The organism is Bacillus sp. V59.32b, assembly GCF_003429085.1.
Lineage (GTDB): Bacteria > Bacillota > Bacilli > Bacillales > DSM-1321 > Peribacillus.
The window spans coordinates 1-16,858 of the sequence record NZ_QVTC01000104.1; the positions used below are offsets into that span (position 1 = coordinate 1).

General features: G+C 41.4%; 12 protein-coding genes and 2 pseudogenes. 10 read left to right on the top strand and 4 right to left on the bottom strand.

Features of this window, described 5'->3' with window-relative positions; all coding sequences use genetic code 11:
• Positions 1-475 (top strand): annotated as a pseudogene (locus D0463_RS18475) (transposase); the annotation flags it as partial.
• 154 nt (positions 476-629) lie between these two features.
• Here D0463_RS18475 and D0463_RS18480 read toward each other — a convergent pair.
• Positions 630-1,412 (bottom strand): carbon-nitrogen family hydrolase, encoded by a 783-nt coding sequence (locus D0463_RS18480; protein ID WP_117308821.1) that lies wholly within the window; start codon positions 1,410-1,412, stop codon positions 630-632.
• 109 nt (positions 1,413-1,521) lie between these two features.
• Between D0463_RS18480 and D0463_RS18485 the strand changes: the two genes are divergently transcribed.
• From D0463_RS18485 to D0463_RS18500, 4 genes and pseudogenes are all read left to right on the top strand, one after another.
• Positions 1,522-2,694 (top strand): pyridoxal phosphate-dependent aminotransferase, encoded by a 1,173-nt coding sequence (locus tag D0463_RS18485; protein WP_117308822.1) that lies wholly within the window; start codon positions 1,522-1,524, stop codon positions 2,692-2,694.
• Between the two features lie 108 nt (positions 2,695-2,802).
• A pseudogene (locus D0463_RS20000) lies at positions 2,803-2,976 on the top strand (hypothetical protein); the annotation flags it as partial.
• Positions 2,977-3,214: 238 nt separating this feature from the next.
• On the top strand, positions 3,215-5,296 hold the full coding sequence (locus D0463_RS18495; RefSeq protein WP_117308824.1) for a SpoIID/LytB domain-containing protein: 2,082 nt from the start codon (positions 3,215-3,217) through the stop codon (positions 5,294-5,296).
• Positions 5,297-5,470: 174 nt separating this feature from the next.
• Complete coding sequence (locus D0463_RS18500; protein ID WP_117308825.1) at positions 5,471-5,956, top strand: SAM-dependent methyltransferase; 486 nt, start codon at positions 5,471-5,473, stop codon at positions 5,954-5,956.
• Between the two features lie 374 nt (positions 5,957-6,330).
• Here the strand turns inward: D0463_RS18500 and D0463_RS18505 are convergent, their stop codons facing one another.
• Positions 6,331-8,328: a metallophosphoesterase family protein gene (locus D0463_RS18505; protein WP_117308826.1), complete on the bottom strand. Its 1,998-nt coding sequence runs from the start codon at positions 8,326-8,328 to the stop codon at positions 6,331-6,333.
• A gap of 153 nt (positions 8,329-8,481) precedes the next feature.
• Between D0463_RS18505 and D0463_RS18510 the strand changes: the two genes are divergently transcribed.
• Together D0463_RS18510 and D0463_RS18515 are read left to right on the top strand one after the other, a co-directional pair.
• Positions 8,482-9,054 (top strand): TetR/AcrR family transcriptional regulator, encoded by a 573-nt coding sequence (locus tag D0463_RS18510; protein WP_117308827.1) that lies wholly within the window; start codon positions 8,482-8,484, stop codon positions 9,052-9,054.
• Positions 9,055-9,137: 83 nt separating this feature from the next.
• A complete protein-coding gene (locus tag D0463_RS18515; protein ID WP_117308828.1) occupies positions 9,138-11,525 on the top strand; it encodes a YhgE/Pip domain-containing protein in 2,388 nt (795 codons plus the stop codon).
• Between the two features lie 374 nt (positions 11,526-11,899).
• On the opposite strand, the gene D0463_RS18520 is transcribed toward D0463_RS18515, so the two are convergent.
• On the bottom strand, positions 11,900-12,835 hold the full coding sequence (locus D0463_RS18520) for a cation diffusion facilitator family transporter (RefSeq protein WP_174234348.1): 936 nt from the start codon (positions 12,833-12,835) through the stop codon (positions 11,900-11,902).
• 202 nt (positions 12,836-13,037) lie between these two features.
• On the opposite strand from D0463_RS18520, the gene D0463_RS18525 reads away from it, so the two are divergent.
• Positions 13,038-13,343 (top strand): phasin family protein, encoded by a 306-nt coding sequence (locus D0463_RS18525; RefSeq protein ID WP_117308830.1) that lies wholly within the window; start codon positions 13,038-13,040, stop codon positions 13,341-13,343.
• A gap of 34 nt (positions 13,344-13,377) precedes the next feature.
• Complete coding sequence (locus D0463_RS18530; protein WP_117308833.1) at positions 13,378-15,060, top strand: ABC1 kinase family protein; 1,683 nt, start codon at positions 13,378-13,380, stop codon at positions 15,058-15,060.
• Positions 15,061-15,172: 112 nt separating this feature from the next.
• On the opposite strand, the gene D0463_RS18535 is transcribed toward D0463_RS18530, so the two are convergent.
• Positions 15,173-15,589, bottom strand: a complete 417-nt coding sequence (locus D0463_RS18535; protein ID WP_117308831.1) for a hypothetical protein — start codon at positions 15,587-15,589, stop codon at positions 15,173-15,175.
• 546 nt (positions 15,590-16,135) lie between these two features.
• On the opposite strand from D0463_RS18535, the gene D0463_RS18540 reads away from it, so the two are divergent.
• Positions 16,136-16,678 carry a competence protein ComK gene (locus D0463_RS18540; protein ID WP_117308832.1) on the top strand — a complete coding sequence of 181 codons (543 nt, stop codon included), beginning with the start codon at positions 16,136-16,138 and terminating at the stop codon, positions 16,676-16,678.
• Positions 16,679-16,858 lie beyond the last annotated feature (180 nt).

Consider the following 16,858-nt stretch of genomic DNA (forward strand, 5'->3'; position numbering starts at 1 on the left):
GCGATGCCTTATACAAGACCTCGCACAAAAGATGGGTTTTTCAAAAAGCATGACTATGTCTATGATGAACACTTCGACTGTTACCTCTGCCCTGCAGGGCAGGTTCTGAATTACTCTACAACTAACAAGGAAGGCTATCGTGAGTATAAATCACCTAAGCACATTTGCGCTGGCTGCCCAAACTATCCCAATGAACCGGAAGCAAGGACCATCAAAAAGTGGTGACGAGGCATATTTGGCAGGATTATGTAGAGGAAACAGATCATTTGCGACACCACAAGGATGTAAAACCAATCTATGCGAAACGCAAAGAAACGATAGAACGCGTATTCGCAGATGCAAAAGAAAAGCATGGCATGCGTTGGACAAAGTTAAGGGGACTTAAAAATTGTCGATGCAGGCGATGCTTACTTTCGCTGCCATGAATTTGAAGAAGATGGCAAACTGGACATGGCAAGGTCCAGAAATGGCATAATAAATAAGGCTAAGTGAGGTCCATTTACACTCAAAATAAGCAAAAATAGAAATAATCACTAAAAAGGGGTTCGGAATGAGACTATTCCGAACCCCTTTTGTCGACAATCTGGGCGATCCTTTTACAGGATCGCCTTTTTTCAGGCAGTTTTATCTCAATAGAATTCCGGCCGCCTATCCTGAAATACAGGTATCATGCCCCTCACTTCAGCTGTTTTATCGAAATCAATCATGCCTGTTACTATTTCTTCCCTATTTCCAGCTTCGGCGATAATGTCGCCCCATGGATCGATGATAAGGGAATGGCCGGCAAATTCATTAGCCGGGTCGCTTCCTATACGGTTGGCGGCGATTACATAGCACTGGTTTTCTATTGCACGGCTGATGAGCAGGGTACGCCAATGGGCAAGCCTGGGCTTTGGCCATTCTGCTACCACGAATATCGCTTCTGCCCCTTTTGACGTATGGGTACGAATCCACTCCGGGAAGCGGATATCGTAGCAGATAAACCCGGCACATAGTTTACCTCCTAATTGAAATAAGCCATCTTTTTTACCCGGCTGAAGAAAATGGTGTTCATTCATCAGCTTGAAGAGATGGAGCTTGTCGTACTCTTTCACGAGCCTACCTTGATTATCTATAATCAATAATGTGTTAAAGACCCCGTCTGCGGTTTTCTTCGCCACGGAGCCCCCGATAATATGGATATGATAATTTTTGGCAATCTCGCTTAAGAAAAGAATCGTTCGCTCAGCCTGATCGTCGGCGATTTCCTCTAGCCTTGTTAAATCATATCCGGTTGTCCATAACTCAGGCAAAACAATGACATCCGGTCCAGACTTCACCGCTTCTTTTATTTTTTCAGCCACGGCCTGATAATTTAACGCGGGCTGGCCATAGGCAATATCGAGCTGAATACAGGCAATCTTCCATTTCATCTCATGCACCTCGCAATTTCCCTTGAAATTAATCATATTTTTATATTAAATTAACGATATATCATTTGTGACTGATTTTTCAAGAAATTTCAGAGAAGGTGGACATACCATGCATTTCAAAAAGTCCGATTTACTTCAGGCGCTTCCTAAGCAATTTTTCGCTTCGTTGGTTTCCAAAGTGGCTGACATTGCTGCCGAGGGGCATGATGTCATCAATCTCGGCCAGGGCAATCCAGATCAGCCGACCCCGGCTCATATCGTAAAAAAGCTGCAGTCAGCTGCGGAAAATCCAATCAACCATAAATATTCCCCTTTCAGGGGGACAAAGGAATTAAAAGAGGCAGCCTGTGAATATTATCAACTGGAATTTGGCGTTAAACTGGACCCTAATAAAGAAGTCGCCATCCTGTTTGGTGGGAAAGCCGGCCTGGTAGAACTTCCTCAATGTCTATTGAATCCCGGCGACACCGTCCTTGTCCCCGATCCGGGGTATCCCGATTATTGGTCTGGTGTATCCTTGGCTAAAGCCAGGATGGAAACGATGCCTTTGAAAGAGGAAAATGACTTTCTGCCCGATTATGGTGGTATAAGCAGGCAGGCGATCGAACAGGCCAAGCTGATGTTCTTGAATTACCCGAATAACCCGACCGGGGCAGTTGCCACCGAAGCATTTTTCAAGGAAACGGTCGAACTGGCAACGAAGGAATCCATCTGTGTTGTCCATGATTTTGCCTATGGCACGATTGGATTTGATGGAAAGAAACCGCTCAGCTTCCTGCAGACGGAAGGAGCGAAGGATATAGGCATTGAAATCTACACTTTGTCCAAGACATACAATATGGCTGGTTGGCGCATTGCGTTTGCCGTAGGAAATGAAAGCGTGGTGGAAGCGATCGAGCTGTTGCAGGACCATCTGTATGTCAGCCTTTTTCCAGCCGTCCAGGAAGCCGCAGTGGAAGCGCTGTTAAGCTCGCAACGATGTGCGCAGGAACTGGCGGAAATGTATGAATCTCGCAGAAATATATTCATAGGCGGCTTGCAATCCATCGGCTGGGATGTGAAAGCCCCTGCAGGCTCATTTTTTGCATGGCTTAAGGTTCCAGAGGGATACACTTCAGAAGAATTTTCTGACTATCTGCTGAATCACGCCCATGTGGCCGTGGCACCAGGAAAAGGATTTGGAAAATACGGGGAAGGATATGTACGGGCAGGTCTCCTGACAACCGAGGACAGGCTTATGGAAGCCGTCCGGAGGATTCGGGCTCTGCGGCTATTTGGTTAATTGGTGTAATGAGGAAATGAGAAAATAGGATGGTTCGCAAACCAATCATTCAGCAATCAGAAGAGTTTTTTATGTGAATAGACATTAATAGATAAAGTATATATGAAACTACTGAGAACACTGTGTAGAAAAGGCATAGAGATAATAGAAGCAACGGCATGTAAAGATCATGTACATAAGTTAGTAAGTATTCAAATAAAAGAGGATGTCGTGGCAGAACAATTAAGTTTTGTGGAATACAACGATCCATTCACAGGTGAAGAAGTAAAGAAAACTAAAAGAGATAAGCGGAAGTCCTTTGAAGTCTGGCCAGAAGAAGTACTACTAAGGGCGAACTACTCAATAGCCCTTTATGGACTGGTCAGTAACAAAGGCTTTCAGTCCCAGCGAAAACCATCCCTTATCACGGGGTGGTTATTATTTTATGAAACTATTATAATAGTTCTATATGTCTATTGTTGTCTAAAAATGGATAAGTTACTATTATTTTAATAGGGTGGTCAATAAGAGGGGGTTCAACATGAAAACACTAAAGAGATATATGTTGATGGGCTTGGCGCTTGTTCTGATTCTATCGATACTACCAGGATTCCAATTAAAGGCAAATGCAGAAGAGTCGGTGATTAATGTAAAATTAAAAAATCCGAAGTTTATTGGTGATAAATCGGAGCTTACGATTAAGCCAGCAGTGACTTATACAACTAATTTACCTAATGTTAAATTTTTGGCTGGACAAACCTATCTCCTGAGGGTCAGCGGAAGCAATATTAAAGTTTTGCAGAATTCTACTGATATAGGACAAGTTTCTGCTTTGGAAATTAAACCTGAGAAAGGTAATGGTCCTCTCTCAATTAATAATCGTAATTACTTAGGGAGTTTTAAATTTTCCAATGAAGACGGGAAGTACGTTCGTCCAATAAATTCTATTGGCCTTGAAGACTATTTAAAAGGTGTCGTTCCTTTTGAAATGATTTCTTCGTGGAATGTAGAAGCACTAAAGGCACAAGCTGTAGCGGCTCGTACCTATGCAATGTCCTATTTAAACGGAACACCTGATGATACTCAAACTTACCAGGTATATGGTGGTTATGAGTGGTATGCAAATACAACTAGAGCAGTGGAAGAGACAGCAGGACAGATCATAACTTATAATGGAAATTCAATCGGTCGTAACGCTGTTTATTCTTCTAGTAACGGCGGGCAGACAGAATCTGGCAGCAATGCGTGGGGCAGCGAGGTTGGATATTTGCAAAGTAAAGATGATCCGTATGATCCAAAAACAACGTGGAGCTATTCAGTTAAGAAAAAACAAATTGACGCTTCTAAGCTGGATTTGAATAAGGCTGGCGAATGGTGGGCTACCACAGCTGAAGTTGAGAATACAAAAATAATAACTAATATTAAAAATTGGATCAGAAAAAGAGATAGTATTGCAGATAACGTTGAAATCAAAATTACGGATATTCCAGTTTTGTCGCTTTATGAAACCAATTCAAGTGGTAGGATGAATAAGGGTAGCATTACAGTTGACTATCTAACACTGGAAAAAGGGAAACAGACGGCAGTAAAACGTCAAACTATAAGACCTGGAACCGCCTCAGACATAAGGACAATCATCGGTGGCGATATCATGAAAAGTATTTTAGTTGATGAGGTGAAAACCTCTGAGGAAAGCGTTGAAGTTCGAGGAAGAGGATTCGGACATGGCGTTGGCATGAGTCAGTATGGCGCTAAAAAGGCTGCTGAATCTGGATTAACCTATAATAAAATACTCGCTTTCTATTTTTCAAATACTAGTATTAAGGATTCAATATTACCGAAAATCACTGCAGTGAAAACATCTTTTGACTCAAAAATAAATCAAGCTAAATTAGACTTCACTACAAGTGAAAATGCAAAAATAACGGTACAGGTGAAGGATCAAAATAGTAAAGTTATTGCAACATTAGTAAATGGTGTCCAAAAGACAGCAGGATCTCAATCAACTGTCTGGAATGCAGCCAGTGTGAACAACGGAAAATATACATTTGTAATTACTGTTGCCGACAGCAACAATAATACGAGTACAGCATCCACTCCGTTTACATTAGCAAAACCAATACCAAAGGACACAACGGCACCGGTCATTAGCAACACAGCAACTTCTATGAAGTCAAATGTAGTATCGCTAAAGTACCAACTCAATGAGGCAGCCAAAGTTACGATTCTTGTAAAAGATGCAAAAGGAAAAACCGTGGCTACTGTTGCGACCAATCTCCAAAAGCAAAAGGGTATCAGTTGGGCATCTTGGAATGCGTCGAAAGCTGTGAATGGAAAATATACATTTAACATAACAGCTGTCGATGGGAGCAATAATAAGCGGATAGCTAATGTCGCTTATACTTTGAATAAGCCGAAACCAGCACCAAAGGTAATGACAGGAACGGTTAATGTTACGAAATTAAATGTACGTGCCACAGCATCGACTTCCGGCAAATTGCTTGGATCGTTGAAGAAAAACCAGAGGGTCACGGTTCTTTCGAAGAGCGGATCCTGGTATAAAATTCAATTCGGTAAGAGTACCGGTTACGTTCATGTGAATTATCTGTCTAATGTCAAATAAAACAAAAGGCCGCAAATTTTGCGGTCTTTTTTATGGAATCGATGATTTTTTCAAAACTAAATTGCAAGAGCAATCCATAAGAAAAAGGTATATAAACTATTAAAAAGTTTCTATTAATATCGTTAAAGAGAAAGGTGTTATTATTTCCCTATAAAGGCAGTGAGGAGGGTGACAATGTTTACAATACATTCAATCGCTACAGTATACAACGAACGTAAAACAACAGAGGACGTTTATTGGGGAAATGTCCTTTCGGAAATCAGATTAGACAAAGAATGGGATCCAAGTTGTCTTGATGGCATTGAATCATTTAGCCATGTGGAGATATTGTATGTATTCCATCTTGTTCAAGATGAGAGTATCCAATATGCTTCAAGACATCCCCGAAATAATAAAGATTACCCAAAGGTAGGTATATTCGCGCAACGGGGAAAGAACCGACCAAATAAGATTGGTGCAACAATTGTCGAGCTAATTAAAAGAGAAGGTAATACTTTAACCGTAAAAGGATTAGATGCCATTGACGGTACACCAGTGATTGATATGAAACCCGTTATGAAAGAATTCTTGCCTAAAGGAGAACCAAAACAGCCTGAATGGGCATCTGAGTTAATGATTCATTATTGGGAGTATATGTACACTTCTTCACTAAAAGAATAGATTGAGGGTTTAAAATGGACAACTTGATTAATAACATCTATTTTTTTGTAGGTATTTCATTATCAATATACTTTTTCATTACAAAGAAAAATATGCGAAAAATGATAGCGCTGCTTTTATTATCGATGAGCGCGTTTTACAGCAGTGCTTATATCTTCTACTTCACATCCTATCCCTATAATTTGATGGGCACTGGGTCGATCCTGATATTTTGGTAATAATCCTGCAGATGGCAAAAAAATTTAATTTAAGAAGAGAACAAATATTTTGGCAAGTTTGCGTTCTGTATGTCGCCGTCTATCACTTAATTGATTATGATAATAAAAATGAGAGGTGTAGCGCATTGTCTACAACTCTCGTTTTCTAGGATTCCTCTACTTTGAAAATGCAGAGAAATTAACCATTCTCCCATTAAAACAAATTAGCATGTTATCAATCTTGCCGTCTGCAACTGTCAGAAGTCCCAGATTGTTCTCCGTTTCAATAATCGCACCGTTTTGCAGTGCATCATAACGGATGATTTCTTTTGCCACGGTATCATGGGAAAAGTCATGGTCGAGTTCAATGTGGAAGTTGTTTTTTTGCTCTCGAAGGTCTTTTTTATAGGTATTATTCAGAGAATGGATTTGCAGTGCTGTATTGAGCAGCTGGCTGATTATAGGGCTGAAGCTTTTGTTTTTAAGCGGGCTGCTTGTGAATTGGTATAGCGTTTTCCTGTCTCCATTCAGATAAAGGGCATCCGCTTTAAGCGAGAATGCGAAATGGGTATCTCCAGACAAGATCAAACAATAATCCGGATCGGTGTCGGTGATCCATTTATGAAAGCTTTCGAAGCCCTTGCCATTGTATTTCCATGATTCCATATCAAACGCTGTATGGGTCGGAAATCCTGCCAGCCGAAGCGGTGTTGCCTTCTTTTGGATTATAGACTCAAACAAACCGATTCCATAGAAAGGGCGGGGAGATACAATAATTAGCGGATCTCCAGTTTCCCAGCCGCTTTGCATTAACGAGTACGTTGTCTGGAGAAAGCCTTGCTCATTGATGAGCTGAGGGACTTCAGTCGCATCAGATGAATAAGAACGCTGTGTCCGCGTATCCAGGAAAACAGCTGTCGGATAAGAAGGAACGGTAAAATGCCAATCAGCAAAGGTCCACATCTTTTGGGACCAGTTGTAATGGCTGCTCTTATTCTTGTCAGGAGCGTTCAAATATCGGGAAATCACTTCGCAAAATTCATCATCAAAAGCATCCGGATTATTCCCCCAGCCCTGAAAAGCCCAATAGGCGGAAAGCCCGTTGGCAATCACATGCCGGCCTAATGGAGCGTTCCAAACTCCCTGTCTCCATTCGGAAGATATATTCCAATCATCCGTGAGATCATGGTCATCGAAAATCATATAAGTAGGTATATTGGCAAGCAGTCGCCGCACCCTTGGCAATGAAGCTGCAAACCTTGTAATATCCTCAAACTGTCTTTCGTAGCCAACCTTTGCCTCTTCAGAATCGGCGAAAAAAGCATCCTGATTATGCTCTTGCTCAAAAGAGTTAATCAGCTGTTCCTTCTCAGCGAGCTTCCAAAGCTCAGCGTTGAATGAGAATAAATACATTACAGCATACTCGCCGAACCTCATCAGGTGGTTGGATGCCTTTCGGGATGAAAATTTACATAATTCAGTCGCGATAGTCTGCCTGCCATTGATTTTATCGAGGGCGTTTTTGTAAGGTTCCTTACTTAACTGAGGTTCTACCAGTAATAAGTCTTCCTTATACCCGATAACGGTTTCCCCCAATTTTCTAAGAAATGGCGTTATCGGTCCGGCTACATCATCAGCATAGATTTGGTCTCCCATCAGAAAGAGCGCCTCGGGTCTTTCATCTAGCTTCAGAAAGGATTTCTCAAACAGCATATCTGCACCAGCGAGCGCATCTTCACCCATACCGTGGGGCTTGCGGCAGGAGCCATATAACAACTTGGATCGTGCAGTTTCGGTAATATAAAACGAAGGATACTTTAACTCTCCATATACAATTGATTCGGAAAGCCCAGGGGACAACATGCCGATTTTTTCTAAGTCAAAAGAAAAACGGTTTTTTGTAAAACGAAGATTATATCCCAGCAGCTGATCGATCGGAAACGATTCACTGATGGGTTCAATTTTTATCAAACTGACAAAAAGCTTATCACCAAGACGAACCGTTTTTGCGGAATCTTTTATTTTTACGGTCTCATAGCTCAATCCAGCTTCCTTATTTATTTCATACAACTCTGCCGAGATGTCGAATTCATCGCTGCAGGCAATCCAGATATACACACGGTCGAATTCCGTCCGGCGTAGGATGGGTCCTGCCAAAACAACTGGTAATTTCACTTTCACCACCGCCCATTTGCATTATGGGTATCTTATTCAGGCAGGCAGCGGGATGTGTAAACAAAATTTTCATGTTGTTAATGATAAAAAGATATGTTATATTTTCTAAGTACAAAATGACCGAATTTTGATTTTAGTCAGAGGTGTAAAAATATGGCTGTGGACCGGAGAAGATTAATCATTGACGCCGCAACAAAATCATTCTCGATGTTTGGTTACAAGGCGACAACGATGGATCAGGTAGCGAAGCTTGCAAACGTTGGCAAAGGGACGATCTACACGTTCTTTGCGAATAAGGAACTGCTGTTTGAAGAAATCGTTTCATCACTTGTGAAGGAAATGATCGCCGAAGCAGAAGCGAAGATACAGTCGGAAAAACCTTTTTCTGAAATCGTTCATGACGTGTTATATAAGCTGCTTGAGTTCCGGACAACGCACGTCCTGATGATTAAGCTTTTGCAGGAGGAAAAAGAGCTGGGCACACCAGCAGTCCTGGAGATGTTGAACCACATTGAGGACGAAATCCTCGATTACCTTAAAAGCAAGATTGTGATAGCGATTGAAAAAGGGCATATCATCCAGAACAACGCGGAAATCACATCATTTCTTTTGTTGAAAACCTATATATCGCTCGTTTCTGATTGGGAAAGAAATCACGAGCCATTATCTTCTGAACAGATTGCGGAAGTGCTTAAATTTTATCTAATGAAAGGATTGTCAGTTTGATAATCCTTCTTTTTACAAATAAAAATGACTATTTGAGTAAAATGGTCATATATTCATAATACGAAAGGGGAGGAATCTGCGAAATGATTAGGTCATTATTAGGTGAATTTAAAGGGATATACAAAAATAAAAAGATGCTCATCGCGATCAGTGGGATTCTGTTCATCCCTTTACTATACAGCGCAACCTATCTTTGGGCGTTCTGGGATCCATACGGGCATGTCGAACGAATGCCTGTAGCTGTCGTCAACCATGATACAGCAACCGAGTATAACGGCGAGACATTGACGATTGGTGAGGACCTGGTCGAGAAATTAAAAGATAAAGAGACGTTCGATTATCATTTCGTAAATGAAAAAGACGCGGACCGCGGTCTTCAAAATGGGAAGTACTATATCAAAATCGAGATACCGGAAAACTTTTCACAAAATGCAACGACCTTGCAGGATGAGAAACCAAAGAAACTGAATCTGATCTACACAGCAAATGAAGGTTCGAATTATCTTTCATCCAAAATCGGTGATTCGGCCATTGAGAAGATGAAAGCAGAAGTATCTGCAACCGTAACGAAAACGTATGCGGAATCCATGTTTGATAACATCAAAGATGTGGCTAAAGGACTTGATGAAGCTGCCGGCGGTGCGGGAGAGCTTAATGAAGGAATCGAATCTGCAAAGAATGGTGCAGGTGAGTTGCAAGATGGAATCGAATCCGCCAAGGATGGATCCGACAAATTAAATAAGGGCGCTGGTGATTTACACACCGGTGCTGGTGAGATTCAGAAAAACCTGGAAACATTGGCAGAGAAGTCAGTTACCTTCTCAGGTGGACTTCATTCCGCATCCGCGGGCTCTAAAGAATTGAATAATGGACTACAGCAATTTAGTACAGGCCTTGGGCAAATGAAAGAAGGACAGTCAGAGTTGCTTGAAGGCGCTAAAGAATCCCAGTCAGGAGCGGCAGAATTATCAGATGGACTTGATGAATCTCTTGCCGGCATCCAGGGGATGATGGGCCAGCTGCCGCAGTCTCCAAACGGAGGCCAGGGAATAACAGACAGTGAGCTGACTGGACGTTTAGCCGAAGTAAAAGAAGGAGCGGCAGCCACTTCTGAGAAATCGGCAGAAGTAAGTACCGGACTTAACGAAGCGATTAAGCAAACGGAAAAAATAATGGCAACTACAGATGATCCAGATACAAAAGCGGAGATGGCGAAGTTGAAGGAACAATTAGTACAGCTTCAATCCGTCAACAGCGGGGTGAGCCAAGGTGTAGAAGGTCTTGCAGATCATGCAACCCAAGTTGTGAGTGAGAGTGCGCAGCAATTATCAGGCGGTGCCGGACAGCTACAAGAAGCCCAAAATGAATTATTCGCAGGGTTCAAACAGCTTGCTGCTGGTCAGGAGAAACTTGCGGCCGGGGCTGAAGAACTTGAAACAGGACAAGGACAGCTTGTTGCCGGATTGACAACATTCGGTGACAAGATTGATGAAGCGCAAATGGGACTGGATGCTTTAACAGAAGGCGGCGGCAGCTTATCTTCGGGACTCGATCAACTGGCTCAAGGTTCTGGCCAGCTTAAGGATGGGACTTCTAAGTTATCGAACGGTTCCCAAGAGCTTACAAACGGAACATCTCAGCTATCAGAGGGTTCTGCAAACCTTGCAGAAGGCATGGATAAACTGAAAGACGGCTCAAATGAACTGAGCAATGGAATGAATGAGCTTAGCGATGGGGCGAAAGAGCTGAGTGACAAGCTTAAAGACGGTGCGGACGACGCCGGAGATGTGAAAGCCAATGATGACGTTTACGACATGTTTGCGAAACCGGTCGATGTAAAAGAAGCCCGGCTTAACGAAGTTCCTAACTACGGAACGGCATTAGCGCCATACTTCCTGTCGCTTAGCTTATATGTAGGGGGTTTGGTGCTGACGATCATCTTCCCGTTGCGCAATCCGGCCATATCTCCTAACAGCGGTTTTAGCTGGTTTATAAGCAAGCTAGGCGTTATGCTTACGGTTGGGGTTTTCCAGGCCCTTCTTGTCGACTTCGCGTTATTGCAATGGCTTGATCTTGAGGTGAAAAGCGTACCATATTTGATTTTATTAAGTGTGATGACAAGCTGGACATATCTGGCCATCATTCAATTTTTGGCTACGGCATTCGACAATCCGGGCCGATTCGTGTCAATCCTAATCTTAATCATGCAATTAACAAGCAGCGGCGGAACCTTCCCGATTGAACTGTCACCAAAAGTATTCCAGCAATTGAATCAATATTTGCCGATGACGTATTCGATTGCCGGATTCCGGTCGGTCATCTCAACAGGGGATTATGAATTTCTCTGGCATAATATTGGAACGATTAGTATCTTCTTTGTCGTATTCATGCTTGCTACGCTGGCTTATTTTACATTGACTTATAAGCGGATGAAGCATGTGTTTGCGCATGATGGAGAAGCTGTAAACTAAATATAGAGTATCATCAAGAGGCTTTCCGGTTATTGGAAAGCCTCTTGCTTTTATTGGAGAAATTTTTCTACTGTATGAAATGCTAGATCGACGAATTTTGAGAAGAAAAACAAAAGAAAAGTGCTTAATGAACTTGAAATGAAGGGTAAAAAAATGAAAAAATAAGGATTTAGCTGCAAAATCAGAAATCAAATTCAATATTTCCAAAGTTATGAGCGATTATAAAAATTTATGAGCTATTACTAGGATTTATGAGCGATTATCGAAACATATGAGCGATTACCAGGATTTATGAGCGATTATTGAAATATATGAGCGATCCAATATAGAGGGCCCCAGCAAAATAAAAAAGGCAGCCTACCATTTAAGTATCTTTATCCCTGCTGCAACAAAAACTGTTTCCCGTAGTCACCGTGATCGTGGATGGCGGGATTTTCAATTTGGATGGTGGAATGCTCGATTCCATATTTTTCTTTTAGCATATTGCTGATGGCCAATGTGACATAGAAGGGTTCAATGTCTTCCCGGATGAACACATGTCCTGTTAAAGAATAATGTCCAGTTGTTACGGTCCACAAATGCATTTCATGGACATCTTCCACACCTTCAACCATGCCGATATCATGACGAATCGAATCAAGATCATATTTCTCCGGCACGGATTCCATTAAAATAAGATACGATTCACGTATAATCTTGGCACCGCCTGAAAAAATGATCAAGCCAATGACCATGCTGATCAGCGGATCAAGAATATATAAACCTGTAAAATGGATCAAAATGGCGGAAACAATAATGCCTACAGAGCTAATCAAGTCCCCGATGAAGTGCCAGAGTGCGCTTTTGATGTTCAAGTTTTCTTCTTTTTTCGTCGAACGGCTTAACACGATAGTGAGCACGATGTTAACAACAAGGCCGATGGAAGCAATGGTTAACATCAGTTGCAAGTCAACGTCCCGCGGATTGACCATCCGTTTTATCCCTTCAATGAATATCCCAGTCGCAATGACTGCAAGCGCCAGCCCATTCAGAAACGAAGCGATGATTTCAAAACGCAGGAAGCCAAATGTGTACTTCCGGTCCGGATTTCGGGTTGCCATGTAGATGGCGGTCATGCTTAAACCCAGAGCCAAGACATCGGAAATCATATGCGCTGAATCGGACAGAAGGGCCAATGAATGGGATAACAACCCTCCTATAACCTCTACAATTGTAAAAAAGAGAGTAAGAATTAAGGTGATCCACATCGTTTTCTTTGATGATTGCTGCTCTTTTACGTGATTAAGATGATGATAATCGTAAGTTTTCACACCTTTCATCCTCCTTGTTTATAATAATTATTATTTAATAACTAATATAACTATATGCTTTTAGTTTATGAACATCAAGTGAATTGTTTGGTAAGTTCCGGCTTTTTTAGAGGAAAGTATTTTGCAATATTTATTTTGTTCCTTTATATTGTAAGGGAGTTCTTGGATTTTTTTGGACAAAGAAAAAACAAGGAGGATCATTATGAGAGACATATTAAAAAAAGGGTTTGCACTAGGGCTGGGCGCCGTTATAACCAGCAAAGAGCAGGCAGAAAAACTTGTTGATGAGCTAGTTAAAAAAGGTGAAATAAGTCGAGGCGAATCAAAGGAATTCGTCAATGAATTAATCCAAAAAGGAGAAGAAACCCAAAATCAAATAGATGAGATGATCCAAAAGCGACAGAAAGAATTGCTGGATCGTTTAAATCTTGCGACTAAAGAGGATATCCAGCGACTGGAGCAGAGAATTAGCGCACTTGAAAAAGCAAATAATAACAACAATCTCTAAATAGATTGAACGTGTTGGAACAGGAGTGTTGCCTATTTTTAGGAATCGCATACGACATCTACAACGCTATCGGGACATTGTAACCGTTTTTACCCGTTATGGCTTTGGCTTCATGATGAAAGAATTGGGTCTTCTGGAATGGCTCTCGATACCAAAAAGGATATTCATCGAACGAAATAAGGAGATCCAAAATAAAACGACTGGTGAACGGGTGCGATTGTTTTTAGAGGAACTGGGTCCGACTTTTATTAAAATGGGGCAATTGGCCAGCACCCGCCCGGATGTTTTTCCGGGGGAAATCATACGGGAACTGGAGAAGCTGCAGGATCATGTTCCGCCTTTTTCTACTGAGGAGGTCCACCGGATCATAGAGCAGGAATTAGGAGCTGTAACTGGGGCAATTTTTGATCACTTTAGTGCAACCCCTCTCGCAGCGGCATCAATCGGTCAAGTTCATTCTGCCGTTTTGAAAACAGGGGAACGGGTTGCCGTAAAAATTCAACGGCCTGATATTAAGAGTATGATAGAAACGGATCTAGAGATTCTGCATGATTTAGCCGGCCTGGCCGTGCATCGTCTCGAGTGGGCAGCCAGATATCGGATAGCGGATATTGTGGCTGAGTTTTCCCAATCTCTTCGGGAAGAGTTGGATTATGAGAACGAAGGGCGGAACTCGGAAAAGATCGCAAGTCAATTTAAGGACGATCCGCATATTCGTATCCCCAAAGTATATGGGGAGTATTCCAGCCAAAAAGTCCTCACAATGGAATACGTAGAAGGTATAAAATTAAATGAAATTCAAACCCTGGAGGGAAATGGCCATGATCGTAAAATCCTGGCTGAAAGGGTTGTAAATGCGATTTTTGAACAGGTTTTTATGGGAGGTTTTTTTCATGGAGACCCTCATCCGGGGAATATATTGGCATTGCCCGAAGAGACAATCGTTTTTATCGATTTTGGGATGGTCGGCCGGCTCACTCCGGAAATGAAAAATCATTTCGCTTCTTTAGTTATTGGAATGATGCGCCAAAGTTCGGACGAAATGATAAAAGCGATTACGAATATGGGGTTATTGCCGGACGATATCAATATGCCTAAACTAAGGATGGATGTCGATTTGCTCAGGGAAAAGTATTACGGTGTCCCATTTAGTCAAATGAGTTTGGGGCAGGCTGTTAATGACTTATTTTCTGTCGCATTCCGTCACAGTATTCGCCTCCCAGCAGATCTAACGTTATTGGGAAAGACGCTGCTTACGATAGAAGGTGTTGTTGAAAAGCTCGATCCCGAACTAAGTATCATCTCAGTCGCGGAGCCGTTTGGACGCCGGATGTTAAAAGAACGATTCTATCCAAAAAACATCGCGGAGAAGGTAAGGGAACACCTATTGGAGTATGGAGAGATTTTAACCGGTCTACCAAAGGACATAAAAGAATTCTCAGCCGCCATGAGGAAAGGGAAGATGAAATTAGAAATAGTGATTCCTGACCTTGATTTATTCTTTACCAAGTTAAAACGGATCAGTAACCAGTTATCCTTCAGTATTGTATTGCTTTCGTTCAGCATTATTATGACCGGGCTGATCATTGGTTCATCACTTGGTAAGGAAACACCTACTCTTTTATGGGACTTGCCCACAATTGAAATAGGTTTTGGAATCGCGGCGTTTATGTTTCTTTGGCTTCTATATTCGATTTTTAAGTCCGGGAGGTTCTAAACGCTCCAGGAAACAATTTTATACGAACAAGGAAAGAAAGCGGTCTTTTTGAAAAGGACCGCTTTGTTTTTTTTATAGGTTATTGTTGATATGCATTCAAAAGAATAAAGTTCTATTCTTTTCTGCTAAGGATAAATCTTGGAGGCGGACCATATTCTTGCTCGGCTTCAAAATAGGCGAGCTTCCCTGGAATACACGAAATGATTGTTGGAAAACCTTCTCCAACGGCTACTTCCAAGGCTGTTAATAAAGACAATTCTCTGCCATCGATTTCTTCATCCCACGATATTGCATAACAAAGCTCTCCAGCACCGTGTTCTTTCATTAATTTAGCTATTTCAAACGGGTCTGAATTAGGTTTTGGAATTTCAAACATATACTTTTCACGAAGAGTGGTGAAGTATGTATGCGAAAGACGGCTTAATGCGTCTTTTCGTTTCTTACTCGAAGACAATTCAAACAGAACTCTGTCTTGGAGCCTTTTAGCGAAGAAAGATTTTACTATTATTTTCTCTATCTCTATATCCATATTGATCCCCCATACCATTATGAACCGATGACTCCCCTTAGCGACATAACAAAATTTTCCCAACATCGTTACTCTATAGAATAGTCCAAATTAATTATTTAAAAATTTGGATAAATATGTATAATAGTCTCGGAGAGGTGTCAGATAATGGAGTAGAAAGCCGATTCCTGACATGATGTTCCTTCCTCACCCACCAGAAGACATTCCAATTTCATCGAACCATTTGCTTATAGTACATGCTAATGATCCACTGTTTATCTTTTTCTAAGGATTACAACGAGATGAACGAATTTCCCCCCCTATGAAACCGGAACAGAAACTCCTTTGGCATTCCAATTCACCCATAGAAAAATTGAGTCAGCTAATTCACTTGCTGCATGATTATGGAGGTGAGAGAGATGTGAAAATAAGGATGATAAAAAACCCTTAGGTGATTGTCGGCTAAGATATCCACCAAAGGGTTCCAGAGCGGGAGTATACCCGACTCATAGTTTAGTATACTCCTTTTGTTGACAATCGAAAACTAGTAATAAGGAGGAACTATGGATGAAGGTTGTAAACAAGCATATCTTAAATCAAGAATCGACGATTGTGGCCCCGGAATTCGACGGGTATGGAAATGAAAATTCAAGAATTATTGAAAACGATCAAACCTTTTTGGTGAGAATGCGCCCTTTGGATTTGATAAATGAAAGTATCCGTTATTATGGTTTTAACCTGGCGGGAGCCATTGATGGCTCACGGTCTATTTTAGGAAATATCAATATGCCTCCGGTCGTAGTCATTCCACAATTCGACGTCATCTGGTTTCCTTGTAAATCACATAAACATAAGGATTGTGTATGGCTCGCACACGCACATATCGTAGACAAAGAAAAAATAGACTCAAGCAGAACGAAGGTACACTTCAAACAGGGACACAGCCTGATTCTTGATTTAAGTTTACGTCAATTTGATAACAGAATGCAAAGAGCCTCTGAACTTCATTTACAGCAGATCAAAAGAAGGACAGGCAAGTTTCAAGAATTCAGTTTAGGTTTTAACATCTTGAAGGATTCCGGGGAACAAAACTATACAGTTAACAGGTAGAAATTTAGGACATATGCTTGTCGTTTATGCTTCTCTTAGTAAAGAGGACAACTCGGATGTACGTTAACATTCGAGTTGTCCTCTTTTTTAACAATTAAAGAAGGATAACTTTTTTAATTTTATGGCTCTGTTAAATTCCATTGTTGATTTTCAAATGGTCATGGAATCTACTCGCTTTCC